General features: G+C 68.2%; 11 protein-coding genes. 5 read left to right on the top strand and 6 right to left on the bottom strand.

All coding sequences use genetic code 11. The features are described from left to right. Nucleotides 1–29 precede the first annotated feature (29 nt). Nucleotides 30–1,199 (top strand): ABC transporter substrate-binding protein, encoded by a 1,170-nt coding sequence (locus ABIC63_RS24180; protein ID WP_294377995.1) that lies wholly within the window; start codon nt 30–32, stop codon nt 1,197–1,199. 718 nt (nt 1,200–1,917) lie between these two features. Here ABIC63_RS24180 and ABIC63_RS24175 read toward each other — a convergent pair. Together ABIC63_RS24175 and ABIC63_RS24170 are read right to left on the bottom strand one after the other, a co-directional pair. Next, nucleotides 1,918–3,435 carry a tripartite tricarboxylate transporter permease gene (locus tag ABIC63_RS24175; RefSeq protein ID WP_294367639.1) on the bottom strand — a complete coding sequence of 506 codons (1,518 nt, stop codon included), beginning with the start codon at nt 3,433–3,435 and terminating at the stop codon, nt 1,918–1,920. Between the two features lie 19 nt (nt 3,436–3,454). Further along, nucleotides 3,455–3,943: a tripartite tricarboxylate transporter TctB family protein gene (locus ABIC63_RS24170; RefSeq protein ID WP_294367641.1), complete on the bottom strand. Its 489-nt coding sequence runs from the start codon at nt 3,941–3,943 to the stop codon at nt 3,455–3,457. A gap of 235 nt (nt 3,944–4,178) precedes the next feature. On the opposite strand from ABIC63_RS24170, the gene ABIC63_RS24165 reads away from it, so the two are divergent. Beyond that, complete coding sequence (locus ABIC63_RS24165) at nt 4,179–5,168, top strand: Bug family tripartite tricarboxylate transporter substrate binding protein (RefSeq protein ID WP_294367642.1); 990 nt, start codon at nt 4,179–4,181, stop codon at nt 5,166–5,168. Between the two features lie 126 nt (nt 5,169–5,294). On the opposite strand, the gene ABIC63_RS24160 is transcribed toward ABIC63_RS24165, so the two are convergent. Both ABIC63_RS24160 and bamA read right to left on the bottom strand, forming a co-directional pair. Further along, complete coding sequence (locus ABIC63_RS24160) at nt 5,295–5,765, bottom strand: hypothetical protein (protein ID WP_354321667.1); 471 nt, start codon at nt 5,763–5,765, stop codon at nt 5,295–5,297. A gap of 13 nt (nt 5,766–5,778) precedes the next feature. Continuing rightward, nucleotides 5,779–8,193, bottom strand: coding sequence for an outer membrane protein assembly factor BamA (bamA, locus tag ABIC63_RS24155; RefSeq protein ID WP_354321666.1), 2,415 nt, complete (start codon nt 8,191–8,193; stop codon nt 5,779–5,781). Between the two features lie 257 nt (nt 8,194–8,450). Between bamA and ABIC63_RS24150 the strand changes: the two genes are divergently transcribed. From ABIC63_RS24150 to ABIC63_RS24140, 3 genes are all read left to right on the top strand, one after another. After that, complete coding sequence (locus tag ABIC63_RS24150; RefSeq protein WP_354321665.1) at nt 8,451–10,520, top strand: NAD(+) synthase; 2,070 nt, start codon at nt 8,451–8,453, stop codon at nt 10,518–10,520. Nucleotides 10,521–10,571: 51 nt separating this feature from the next. After that, entirely contained in the window at nt 10,572–10,784 is a 213-nt protein-coding gene (locus tag ABIC63_RS24145; RefSeq protein ID WP_354321664.1) for a type II toxin-antitoxin system RelE/ParE family toxin, read from the top strand. 78 nt (nt 10,785–10,862) lie between these two features. After that, nucleotides 10,863–11,150, top strand: a complete 288-nt coding sequence (locus tag ABIC63_RS24140; protein ID WP_017759720.1) for an addiction module antidote protein — start codon at nt 10,863–10,865, stop codon at nt 11,148–11,150. An 11-nt stretch (nt 11,151–11,161) separates the two neighbouring features. Here ABIC63_RS24140 and ABIC63_RS24135 read toward each other — a convergent pair whose 3' ends face one another. Then, nucleotides 11,162–11,398, bottom strand: a complete 237-nt coding sequence (locus tag ABIC63_RS24135) for a DUF3820 family protein (RefSeq protein WP_294367650.1) — start codon at nt 11,396–11,398, stop codon at nt 11,162–11,164. Continuing rightward, the gene (locus ABIC63_RS24130) at nt 11,395–11,811 is read right to left on the bottom strand and encodes a hypothetical protein (RefSeq protein WP_354321663.1); all 417 of its coding nucleotides are present in this window, start codon (nt 11,809–11,811) and stop codon (nt 11,395–11,397) included. Before ABIC63_RS24130 ends, ABIC63_RS24135 begins: the two co-directional genes overlap by 4 nt. Between the last annotated feature and the right edge of the window lie 205 nt (nt 11,812–12,016).

Raw genomic sequence — 12,016 nt, 5'->3', positions numbered from 1 at the left:
GACCGCCCCGACCACCCAAGGAGACAGCCATGAAGACCTTCCGACCCGCCGCGACCTCGGTCGCCCTTCTCGCGCTCGGCCTCCCGCTGGCCCATGCCCAGCAGCAGGGCGTGAGCAAGGACGAGATCCGCATCGGCACGATCCAGGACCTGTCCGGCCCGCTGGCCGGCTTCGGCAAGCAGGCGCGCAACGGCATGCAGTTGCGCGTGGAGGAGATCAACGAGCAGGGCGGCATCAATGGCCGCAAGCTCAAGCTCTATGTCGAGGACTCGGGCTATGACCCCAAGAAGGCCGTGCTGGCGGCGCAGAAGCTGGTCAACCAGGACAAGATCTTCATCATGGCCGGCCACATCGGCACGGCCCAGAACATGGCGGCGATGCCGGTGCAGTTCGACAAGAACATCATCAACTTCTTCCCGATCACGGCGGCGCGCGAGATGTACGAGCCGCTCAACCGGCTCAAGTATTCCTTCGCCGCGACGTACTACGACCAGATCCGCATGGCGCTGCCGAAGATGGTGAAGGAGAAGAACGCCAAGAAGGTCTGCACCATCTACCAGGATGACGAGTTCGGCCTGGAGGTGAACCGCGGTGCCGAAGCCGGCCTGAAGGCCGTGGGCATGGAGCTGGCCGAGAAGACCAGCTTCAAGCGTGGCGCGACCGATTTCAGCAGCCAGGTGGCCAAGATGAAGGCGGCTGGCTGCGAGGTGGTGGTGCTGGGCACGATCATCCGCGAGACCATCGGCACCATCGGCGAGTCGCGCAAGACCGGCTTCAATCCGGTCTTCCTGGGCTCCAGCGCGGCCTACACCGACCTGATCCACAAGCTGGGCGGCAAGGCGATGGACGGCATGTACGCCACCATGACGGTGCAGAACCCGTACACCGACGAGCAGAACGACAAGATCCGTTTCTGGGCCAACAAGTACAAGACCAAGTTCAACGAAGATCCGACGGTGTTCTCGGTCTACGGCTACTCCATCGTGGACGACTTCGCGCAGGTGGCGCAGAAGGCCGGGGCCAATCTCACGACCGATTCGTTCATCAAGATCATGGACGCGAGCACCTTCGAGCCGGACATGTTCGGCTCGCCCAAGATGACGTTCACGGCGACCAAGCGGCTGGGCAACAACGCGTCGCGGCTGTCGCAGATCGTGGATGGCAAGTGGAAGGTGGTGTCGGACTACGTGGCGGAGTGAGGTTCGAGTTTCGCGGCCGAGGCTCGAACCCGACTTGACTTGACCTGACCTGACCTGACCTGACCCGACCTGAGCTGAGCTGAGCTGAGCTGAGCTGAGCTGAGCGTTGGGGTTGGGGTTGGGGTTGGGGTTGGAGGGCGGTCCGGGGTGCGCGCCGGCGCCGGGCCCAGGGCGCGCGGGCTCATACGGGGTCGGTCGTCCCTGCGGGCCGACTCCGCTGCGGTGCTCGCATGGACGGGCCGCGGCAGAACTCGCTACGCGCTTCGCGCTGCGCTCAGACAACTGCCGCGAGTCAGTTCACGAAGCAGGCCTGTCCTTCGGCAGGCCTGCAGCCCGTCCATCCTGCGCGCCTCGCCGACCCCGAAATCGCCTGCGCGCCCTGGGCCCGGCGCCAGCGCGTGGAGGCGGACGTTGGGCATCCAGGAGGCAGAGCGGGTGCGGAACTCACCGTCGTGGCGCACTGGCCCCCTCCCTGCATTCCCCCAGCGGGGAAGGAGCCCAGCCAGGACGGCAAGTGAGCCTGCCTCGGCGCAGGCATAGGCACAGGTGCAGGTGCAGGACCTAGTGCCGGCCGATCACCCGCAGCGCAGGCCCTCAACGGCGCCAGGGCCGGACCAACGCCCACCCAGCCCAACGGCCAAAAAACGAAAAGGGGCCCGTCAAGGGCCCCCGGAGGACAGCAGGCATGGCAATCATGCCCGCTCGAACCAGCAGCGCGTCACTCCTCCACGAAGGCCTCTTCGCGCTTGGACTTCACCGCTGGCAGCAGCACGATGGTCAGCAGTGCCAGGGCGGCGACCAGCAGGCCGGCCGAGATCGGACGCGTCACCAGCACGCTCCAGCTGCCGCGCGACAGCAGCAGCGCACGGCGCAGGTTCTCTTCCATCATCGGCCCCAGGATGAAGCCCAGCAGCAGCGGCGCCGGTTCCACCCGCAGCTTGATGAACACATAGCCGATGAAGCCGAAGATCGCCACCATCCACACGTCGAAGGTGTTGTTGTTGGTCGAGTACACGCCGATGGCGCAGAACAGCACGATGGCCGGGAACAGCAGGCGGTACGGCACCTTCAGCAGCTTGATCCACATGCCGATCAGCGGCAGGTTCAGGATGATCAGCATCAGGTTGCCCAGCCACATCGAGGCGATCAGGCCCCAGAACAGCTCGGGGTTGCTGGTCATGACCTGCGGGCCGGGCTGGATGTTGTGGATGGTCATGGCACCCACCATCAGCGCCATCACCGGGTTGGGCGGGATGCCCAGCGTCAGCAGCGGGATGAACGAGGTCTGCGCACCGGCGTTGTTGGCCGACTCGGGGCCGGCCACGCCGCGGATGTTGCCGCGGCCGAAGGCCACTTCGCCGGGAGCCATCTTCAGCTTCTTCTCCAGCGCATAGGAGGCGAAGGAGGCCAGCAGCGCGCCGCCGCCCGGCAGGATGCCCAGGGCCGAGCCCAGCGTCGTGCCGCGCAGCACGGCCGGGGCCATGCGTTTGAAGTCGTCGCCGGTGGGCCACAGGCCGGTCACCTTGCTGGTGAAGACCTCGCGCTCCTCTTCGCCCTGCGACAGGTTGCCGATGATCTCGCCGTAGCCGAACACGCCCATCGACACCACGATGAAGCCGATGCCGTCCGTCAGCTCGGGAATGTCGAAGCTGAAGCGCGCCACGCCGGAGTTCACGTCCGTGCCCACCAGGCCCAGCAGCAGGCCCAGCACCACCATGGCGATGGCCTTGAGCAGCGAGCCCGAGGCCAGCACCACGGCACCGATCAGGCCCAGCACCATCAGGCTGAAGTACTCGGCCGGGCCGAATTTGAAGGCCAGCTCGGTCAGCGGCGGCGCAAAGGCGGCCAGGATGATCGTGCCCACGCAACCGGCGAAGAACGAGCCCAGGCCGGCCGCCGCCAGCGCGGGGCCCGCCCGGCCCTGCCGCGCCATCTGGTAGCCGTCGATACAGGTGACCACCGACGACGATTCGCCCGGCAGGTTCACCAGGATGGCGGTGGTCGAGCCGCCGTACTGCGCGCCGTAGTAGATGCCCGCCAGCATGATCAGCGCCGACACCGGTGGCAGCGCATAGGTGGCCGGCAGCAGCATGGCGATGGTCGCGACCGGGCCGATGCCCGGCAGCACGCCGATCAGCGTGCCCAGGATGCAGCCGATCAGGCAGTACAGAAGGTTGGTCCAGGTGACGGCGACGCCGAAGCCCGTGGCCAGGTTGGAGATCAGGTTGAAGTCCATGGTTGTCGTTCTTTCCCGATCAGCCCGAAATGAAGGTGGGCCACACCTGGATCTGCAGTTTGAGGGCCACGATGAAGGCCAGGTAGCTGCCCACGGCCAGCACCACCGCCAGGATCAGCGAGTCGCGCAGATTGAACTGGTTGCCCGCCATGCTGGCGATGATGGTGAGCGCGAAGATGGCGATGATCAGCCCCATGGCCGGCAGCCCGATGCTGGGCAGGCCGCCCAGCAGCACGCCGAAGGCGAGGTTGGCGCCGAGCACGAAAGCCAGTGGCTTCCAGGCCCAGCGGCCGATCTTGCCGCCATCGGTGGTCTCGACCACCATGGCCTGCAGCGAGATCACCGCACCGATGAGCGCGAGCAGCACCCCCAGCATGAGCGGAAAATAACCCGGGCCCATGCGGGCCCCGTCACCGATGGTGTAGTTGGTGGAGCCGACCGCGAACGTTGCGCCCACGGCCATGAACATCACACCGGAAAAAAAGTCAGCCTGGCTTTTGATGGCCATTTCGTTGCTTCTCCACGAGTCCTTGTTGAAACGGGGGCGAGGGTCGTCGCCCGAGGCTGACCATGGGCTGACTTGATGTGTAGGGATAAGCGCGTAAGCAGTCTCCACATCGAGGGGAATCGAACGGAAGACGAGGCATTGTTGAGATTGATTCTTTCGCTATGAAAGTCGTAGCGTTTTTTCGTGCGCCGAGCCGTCAGGTCGGCGCTTTTTTCCTGACTGGAGACAGACTGAGATGACTGCCACCCGCCGCGACTTCGTCGCTTCCTCCCTTGCCGCAGCCGGCTTTGCGCTGGCCGGCGCCCCGGCCTTCGCCCAGTCCGACTGGCCGGCCAAGCCGATCCGGCTGATCGTGCCCTTCCCGCCCGGCGGCGGCACCGACATCCTGTCGCGCCTCGTCGCCAACAAGCTCACCGAGGTCAGCAAGTGGACGGTGGTGCCCGACAACCGCGGCGGCGCGGGCGGCACCATCGGCATCGCCGAGGCGGCGCGGGCCCAGCCCACGGGCTACGACCTGGTGATGGGGCAGAAGGACAACATGGTCGTCGCGCCCTGGCTCTACAAGAACCTGAGCTACGACCCGGTGAAGGACCTCACGGCCGTGGCCCATGTGGCCTACACGCCGGTGGTGATCGTGGTGCGCAGCGAATCGCGCTTCAAGACGCTCAAGGATGTGGTCGAGGCCGCCCGCGCCCAGCCCGATGCCGTCACCTTCGGCTCGCCCGGCAATGGCACCACCATCCACCTGGCCGGCGAGATCTTCAAGACCGCCGCCAAGATCCAGATCCGCCACGTGCCCTACAAGGGCAGCAACGCCGCCATGATGGACGTGCTGGCCGGCAACGTGGACCTGCTGGTCTCGTCGCTGCCTTCGGCCATCGCGCAGATCAAGGCCGGCAAGCTGCGCCCGCTGGCCGTGACCTCGGCCAAGCGCAGCACCTCGCTGCCCGACATCCCGACCGTGGCCGAACTCGGCTATGGCAAGGACTTCGACGTCAGCACCTGGTATGGCATCTTTGCGCCGGCCGGCACGCCCAGGCCGGTGGTCGACAAGGTCAATGCCGAGGTCAACAAGCTGCTGGCCCGCCCCGACGTGCAGGCGGCCATCCACGAGCAGGGCGCCGAGTACCAGGCCATGTCCACCACCGAATTCGCCACGCTGGTGAAGGACGACGTGGCCAAGTGGAAGGGCATCGTCCAGGCCTCGGGCGCGCGCATCGAGTAAGCCCGGCGGGCCGGGCCGGGACGGACGCCCGCGCTCCGGCCGCCAGTCGGCCAGGCAGAAGCAGAAGGGGCCGCACTCGTGCGGCCCCTTCTCTTTCGTCGGCGGGGCCGGCGAAGGGCTCGGCCTTCAGCGGCCGGGGCCGTGCATGAAGAAGGGGCCGCGCGGGCCGGGATGGGGGCCGTGCCAGCCGCCGCCGAGCACCAGCCCGACGCTCAGGGCGGTCAGGCCCACCCACCAGGGGTCGACCGCATAGCCGCTGGTCACCAGCACCGGCGCCGGCGCGGCGACCAGCACCGGGGCACTGCTCACCACCACGCCCGGCTCCACCGGCACCGTGGCCGGGACGGTGCTGGCCGTGGCGGCAGGCGCCGCCGTCACCGGCACGCCGGTCGGCGGCTGGGCCATCCAGGTGCTGTAGTCGTGGCCGCCCAGGCGGTAGCTCACGCTGTAGCCGCCTTCGGCCAGGGCCACGCAGGCGGTCACCTGCGCCTGGGCCGGCAGTGCCTGCGCCTGCGCGGGGACACCGGCGGCCAGCAGGGCTGCAAGCGCGGCGCCGCCGGCCCAGCGCCGCAAGGAATGGATTCGTGAACGGGTCATGGGAGGGCTCCTTTCAGAACGATGTGCCGATCTGGAACTGGAAGCGCTGGGTGCGATCGGCCGTGATGCCTGCGGCGGTGTCTTCCTTCTGGTAGAGCACGGGCACCGCATAGGCCAGGCTCAGCGGCCCCAGCGGCGAGAGCCAGCTCACGCCCAGGCCGACCGAGGCGCGCAGCTTCTGCTGCGCCTTCCACTGCGCATCCGTCAGCGACGAGGTGCGGTCGGCGAACACGTTGCCCGCGTCGAAGAAGCCGAACAGCCGCAGCGTGCGGTCGTTGCCCGCACCCGGGAAGGGCGTGCTCAGCTCCGCATTGACGATGGCCTTGCGCAGGCCACCCAGCGCGCCCGCCGTCACGCTGTCGCGCGGGCCGAGCGAGTTGCTCTCGAAGCCGCGCACCGAGCCCAGGCCGCCGGCATAGAAGTTCTTGAACACCGGGTAGGTGTCGCCACCCAGCGCGCGCGCCCAGCCCAGCTCGCCGTTGAGGGCGAAGGTGTACTGCTTGCTGATGGGGAAGTAGCGCTGGTACTGGTAGCTGGTCTTGAGGTAGCGGGCGCCCGAGGCCAGGCCCCATTCGGCGTTGGCGTTCTGCAGGGTGCCGCGCGTGGGCACCAGGGCGCTGTCGCGCGTGTCGCGCGACCAGCCGATGGTCAGCGGCACGCCGGTGATGGCGTCGCGCGCGCACACCACGCTGGGCGCGGTGCCTGAGCATTCGAAGTAGTCCAGGTAGGCCTGCGGCGTCGCCGTGTAGACGTAACTGCCGTCGACCAGCGTATAGGCGCCGTTGGTGCCGGGCTTGAAGGAGTAGCGCTCCAGGCCCAGGCCGAAGTACACCCGGTTGAGTTCGTCGAAGGGCACACCGAACTTCAGTGACACGCCCTGCGTGGTGAGCTTGTAGTTGCCGTCCGCGGCGTACGAGGGGCGCGTGGTGTTCTGGTAGACGCTGATGATGCGCGAGATGCCGTCGGCGGTGAAGTAAGGGTCGATGGCCGAGACCGACACCGAGGTGCTGTACGAGCCGATGCTCGCGTTCAGCCCCAGGTAGTTGCCCGAGCCGAAGACGTTCTCCTGCGTGATGCCGAAGGTCAGCGTCACCTTGTCGGTGCTGGAGTAGCCCGCGCCCAGGTTCAGCGAGCCGGTGGGCTTTTCCTTCACGTCGACCATCAGGTCCACCGTGTCGGGCGAGCCGGGCACCTCCTGCGTCTGGATGTCCACGTCGCTGAAGTAGCCCAGCCGGTCCAGCCTGTCGCGCGAGAGCTTGATCTTGTCGCCCTCGTACCAGGCCGATTCGTACTGCCGCATCTCGCGCCGGATCACCTCGTCGCGGGTGCGCGCGTTGCCGCCCACCAGGATGCGACGCACGAACACACGCTGGCGCGGCAGGCCCTTGAACACCATCGTCACGCGGCCGGTGGTGCGGTCGGCGTCCGGCGCGGCCTCCACCTTGGCGAAGGCGAAGCCGAAGCGCGCGTAATGCTCGGTGAAGGCCCGCGTGGTCGCGGTGACGTCGTCGCCGTTGTAGTAGTCGCCCGGCCGCACCGTCACCAGCGACTTGAAGTCGTCCTCGCGGCCGAGGTAGTCGCCCTCCAGCCGGACGCCGGCCACCACGAAGCGCTCGCCCTCGGTGATGTTGACCGTCACCGTCACCGACTGGCGGTCCGCCGACAGCCCCACCTGCGTGGAGTCGATGCGAAAGTCCATGTAGCCGCGCGTCAGGTAGTACTGGCGCAGCGTCTCCAGGTCGGCGTCGAGCTTGGCGCGCGAATACTGGTTGGACTTGGTGTACCAGCTCATCCAGTTGCCGGCATCCAGGTCGAACAGGCCCAGCAGCGTCTTCTCGCTGAAGGCCTTGGCGCCCACCACCCGCACCTCGGTGATGCGGGCGGATTCGCCCTCGGTCACCGTGAAGCTGATGTTGACGCGGTTGTTCTCCAGCGGCGTGGCGGTGGTCTGCACGCTGGCGCTGTAGTAGCCCTTGCCGATGTACTGGCGCTTGAGCTCCTGCTCGGCGCGGTCGGCCAGCGCCTTGTCGTAGGGCCGGCCCTCGGCGAGGCCCACCTCGCGCAGCGCCTTGGTCATGGCCTGCTTGTCGAATTCCTTGGCGCCCTCGAAGTCCACGCCCGCGATGGTCGGGCGCTCCTCCACGATCACCACCAGCACGTTGCCGGAGATGTCGAGCCGCACGTCCTTGAACATGCCCAGCTCGTACAGCGCCCGGATGGCCGCCGAGCCAAGGTCGTCGGTGTAGGTGTCGCCCACATGCAGGGGCAGGGCATGGAAGATGGTGCCGGGTTCCACCCGCTGCAGGCCTTCCACCCGCAGGTCGCGGATGGTGAAGGGCTCGGCAGCCCACGCGGCATGGCTGCCGGCGAAGAGGGCGAAGGCGCCGAGGGCGGCGTGCAGCGGTCGGCCGCGGAACAGGAAGCGCATGGATCGGGTCGGGGCGCCGGCGCCGGGAGCGCAGGTCGCCAGAGTGGCTTGGCGCGGATCATGGGCGGCCACTTGGGAGGAATCGTGGATGACGCGCCGCCGCGCTCCCGCCTTTGTCCGACAAGGGCGGCGCGACCGCCGCCACGCCCGGCCGCAGCCGTTGTCGTAGAGTGCTTGGCGATGCGGCCCCTGCGCCGCCCACCGCATGGCTGTGCGCCCCGCCGCGCATGCCGACCGCCCGCCCTGCCGTCCCGACCATGAAGCACGACCTGCCCTTCCTCAACCCCTACCGCCACGGCTTCGCCCGCGTGGCCGTGGCCATGCCGCGCAACCGCGTGGCCGACCCGCTCTCCAACGCTGCCGAGACCATCCGCCTCTACCGGGAGGCCGAGGCCCAGGGCGCGGCGGTGGTCGCCTTTCCGGAGCTGGGCCTGTCGGCCTACACCTGCGACGACCTGTTCCATCAGTCTGCACTGCTCGATGGCTGCGAAGCGGCGCTGGCCCAGGTGGTCGAGGCCTCGCGCGACCTGAATGCCGTGGCCGTGGTCGGCCTGCCGCTGCGGGTGGAGCATCGGCTCTTCAACTGTGCCGCGGTGGTGGCCCGGGGCAAGGTGCTGGCCGTGCTGCCCAAGACCTACCTGCCCAACTACGGCGAGTTCTACGAAGCGCGGCAGTTCAATGCCGCCGGCAGCGCCGTGACCGACCATGTGCAGCTCTTCGGCCACCGCGTGCCCTTCGGCACCGACATCGTCGTGCGCGCGCGCGAGCTGCCGCTGCTGGCGCTGCACGTGGAGATCTGCGAGGACCTGTGGACGCCCATTCCGCCGTCGAGCTTCGCGGCGCTGGCAGGCGCGACGGTGCTGGTCAACCTGTCGGCCTCCAACATCATCATCGGCAAGGCGGCTTTCCGGCACCAACTGGTGGGCCAGCAGTCGGCACGCTGCATCGCGGCCTACCTCTACACCTCGGCCGGCATCGGCGAATCGACCACCGACCTGGCCTGGGATGGCCAGTCGCTGATCTACGAATGCGGCGATCTGGTGGCCGAAGGCGCGCGCTTCGCCAACCAGGCGCAGATCGTGATGGCCGACGTGGACCTGGAGCGCCTGGCCCACGAGCGCATGCGCCTGACCAGCTTCGGCGAGACCGCCCGCCGCCACAAGGTCGAGCTCGCGACCTGGCGCACGGTGGAGTTCGACCTGGCCCCGCCCGCGCAGGTGCCCGGCGGCCTGATGCGCACCGTGGAGCGCTTTCCATACGTGCCGGCCGATGCGCGCTCCCTGGACGAGCGCTGCTATGAGGTCTTCAACATCCAGGTGCAGTCGCTGGTGCAGCGGCTGGAGGCCGCGCGCATCGGCAAGGTGGTGATCGGCATCTCGGGCGGACTCGACTCCACCCATGCGCTGCTGGTGGTGGCGCAGGCCATGGACCGGCTGGGCCGGCCGCGCAGCGACATCCTGGCCTACACCATGCCCGGCTTTGCGACCAGCACGCGCACGCTGCAGCAGGCCCATGCGCTGATGCGCGTGGTGGGCTGCACCGCGCAGGAAATCGACATCCGCCCCAGCTGCCGGCAGATGCTGGCCGACCTGGGCCACCCCTTCGGCCGCGGCGAGCCGGTGTACGACGTCACCTTCGAGAACGTGCAGGCCGGCGAGCGCACCAGCCACCTGTTTCGCCTGGCCAACCACCATGGCGGCATCGTGGCCGGCACGGGCGACCTGAGCGAGCTGGCGCTGGGCTGGTGCACCTATGGCGTGGGCGATCACATGTCGCACTACAACGTCAACGCCAGCGTGCCCAAGACGCTCATCAAGCATCTGGTCAACTGGGTGGCGGGCAAGGGCCTGCTGGGCGCGGAGGGCAGCCAGGTGCTGCGGGCCATCCTCTCGACCGAGATCAGCCCCGAGCTGGTGCCGGCGGATGCCGAAAGCCAGGGCGCCGAGCCGGCGCAGAGCACCGAGAGCGTGGTCGGCCCCTACGAGCTGCAGGACTTCCACCTGTACCACACGGTGCGTCACGGCATGCGCCCGTCCAAGGTGGCCTACCTGGCCTGGTGCGCCTGGCACGACCGCGAGAAGGGGCCGTGGCCCGACACGCTGCACGGCGAGCGCAACCAGTACACCCTGGCCGAGATCAAGAAGCACCTGGGCACCTTCCTGTTCCGCTTCTTCCAGATCAGCCAGTTCAAGCGCAGCTGCGTGCCGAACGCCCCCAAGGTGGGCTCCGGCGGCTCGCTCTCGCCCCGCGGCGACTGGCGCGCGCCCAGCGATTCGGAATCGCGGGTGTGGCTGGACGAGCTGAAGACGGTGCCGGACGAGGTGTGAGGGCGCCAGGCTCTCTTTGGTCGACCGTATTCGATTGGATACAATTCCGCGATGCTGGACGTCCAGCTCACCACCACCTTTCAACGCTGGCTTGGCGGCCTCACCGACCTGCGCGCCCGCATTGCCATTGCGCGCCGGCTGGAGCGCTTGGCCGCGGGCAACGCGGGCGACAGCAAGTCCGTCGGCGAGGGTGTGACAGAGATGCGCGTCGACGTCGGGCCCGGCTATCGCGTGTACTACACGCGGCGCGGGCAGCGATCGTGATCGTGCTCGCGGGCGGCGACAAGTCATCGCAGCAGCGCGACATCCAGCGCGCACAGACCATGGCCAAGGAGTATTGAGATGCCCGACACCCTTCACGCTTTCGACATGTCCGAGATGCTCGACAGCGACGAGGCCATTGCCGAGTACCTGTCGCAGGTGATGGCGGACGGCGATGCCGATGAGCTGGTGGCAGCGCTCGGTCACATCGCACGCGCCCGCGGCATGGCGCAGATCGCGCGCGACGCCGGCCTGGGCCGCGAGTCGCTCTACAAGGCGCTTGCGCCCGGGGCCAAGCCCCGCTTCGACACCGTGCTGCGTGTGGTCAGGGCGCTGGGCGTGCGGCTGGAGGCCCGTCCTGCCGGTTGAGCTGGCGCGGGTCAACCGCCTGGCGTGCGCCGGCCGGGCACCCGCTTGAGCGGCGCCAGCAGCGGCCGCAGGCCGTTGTGGTCGATCTCTAGCATCAGCGCGAGCAGCCGGCCGATCTCGCCCTTGGGGAAGCCTTCGCGCGCGAACCACGCCAGGTAATTGCCGGGCAGGTCGGCGATGAGGGTGCCCTTGTGCTTGCCGAAGGGCATGGGCAGTGTGGCCAGGCGTTCGAGGTCTTCGGGCTTCATTCGGTCTTGGTCCAGTTCAGGCCATCTCTGGAGCGGTAGGTGCCGCCGGTGGCGCAGCAGCCGCCTGCGCCGAAGGCCATGCGGCCCAGCTCGGCCGTCACGCCCTGCGCATCGGCCGTCAACGAATGACGCTGGCAGCTGGTGAGGATGTTGCCGGGGTAGTAGGGCTTCGGCGCCAGCACCTGCTCCCATGCCACCTGGGCACCTTGCATCGACACGATGCGATAGACGGCGCAGTCGTGGATCACGAGGTGGACGGGCCGGCCGTTCAGCACGCCCTCGAATATGTCGTCGGGCCCCGCAGCCTGCAGCGCGAGCGCGGCTTCGGTGGGCTGGGGCGGCGGTTCCTTGCACCCCATGGCCAGGCTGGCCGCCATCAGTGCCGCGAGAGCCGGGCGAATGGAGAAAGGCATCCGGCCATTGTGCGGTCGGAGCGCCGACCGCTCGACCCACCACCGTTCGACCCACAACGGATCGACCCAGAACCGTTCGGGCTGAGCTTGTCGAAGCCGGGCGCGGCGCTTCGACAGGCTTGTATGGTTTGGTTTCCATCAACCAAACCGTAAGAAAGGGCGAGGAGCCGGGATGTAGGGACATCGACAGGCATCGGCGGTAGCT

The organism is Pseudacidovorax sp. 1753, from assembly GCF_040544975.1.
Taxonomy (GTDB): domain Bacteria; phylum Pseudomonadota; class Gammaproteobacteria; order Burkholderiales; family Burkholderiaceae_C; genus Xenophilus.
This window is presented reverse-complemented; position numbering and strand designations above follow the sequence as displayed.

What these genes read in the sequence shown, in the direction of transcription:
- ABIC63_RS24165 (WP_294367642.1), top strand. Translation starts at nt 4,179, where the DNA reads ATGACTGCCACCCGCCGCGACTTCGTCGCTTCCTCCCTTGCCGCAGCC.
- ABIC63_RS24145 (WP_354321664.1), top strand. Translation starts at nt 10,572, where the DNA reads ATGCTGGACGTCCAGCTCACCACCACCTTTCAACGCTGGCTTGGCGGC.
- ABIC63_RS24140 (WP_017759720.1), top strand. Translation starts at nt 10,863, where the DNA reads ATGCCCGACACCCTTCACGCTTTCGACATGTCCGAGATGCTCGACAGC.
- bamA (WP_354321666.1), bottom strand. Translation starts at nt 8,193, where the DNA reads ATGCGCTTCCTGTTCCGCGGCCGACCGCTGCACGCCGCCCTCGGCGCC.
- ABIC63_RS24175 (WP_294367639.1), bottom strand. Translation starts at nt 3,435, where the DNA reads ATGGACTTCAACCTGATCTCCAACCTGGCCACGGGCTTCGGCGTCGCC.
- ABIC63_RS24150 (WP_354321665.1), top strand. Translation starts at nt 8,451, where the DNA reads ATGAAGCACGACCTGCCCTTCCTCAACCCCTACCGCCACGGCTTCGCC.
- ABIC63_RS24170 (WP_294367641.1), bottom strand. Translation starts at nt 3,943, where the DNA reads ATGGCCATCAAAAGCCAGGCTGACTTTTTTTCCGGTGTGATGTTCATG.
- ABIC63_RS24130 (WP_354321663.1), bottom strand. Translation starts at nt 11,811, where the DNA reads ATGCCTTTCTCCATTCGCCCGGCTCTCGCGGCACTGATGGCGGCCAGC.
- ABIC63_RS24180 (WP_294377995.1), top strand. Translation starts at nt 30, where the DNA reads ATGAAGACCTTCCGACCCGCCGCGACCTCGGTCGCCCTTCTCGCGCTC.
- ABIC63_RS24135 (WP_294367650.1), bottom strand. Translation starts at nt 11,398, where the DNA reads ATGAAGCCCGAAGACCTCGAACGCCTGGCCACACTGCCCATGCCCTTC.
- ABIC63_RS24160 (WP_354321667.1), bottom strand. Translation starts at nt 5,765, where the DNA reads ATGACCCGTTCACGAATCCATTCCTTGCGGCGCTGGGCCGGCGGCGCC.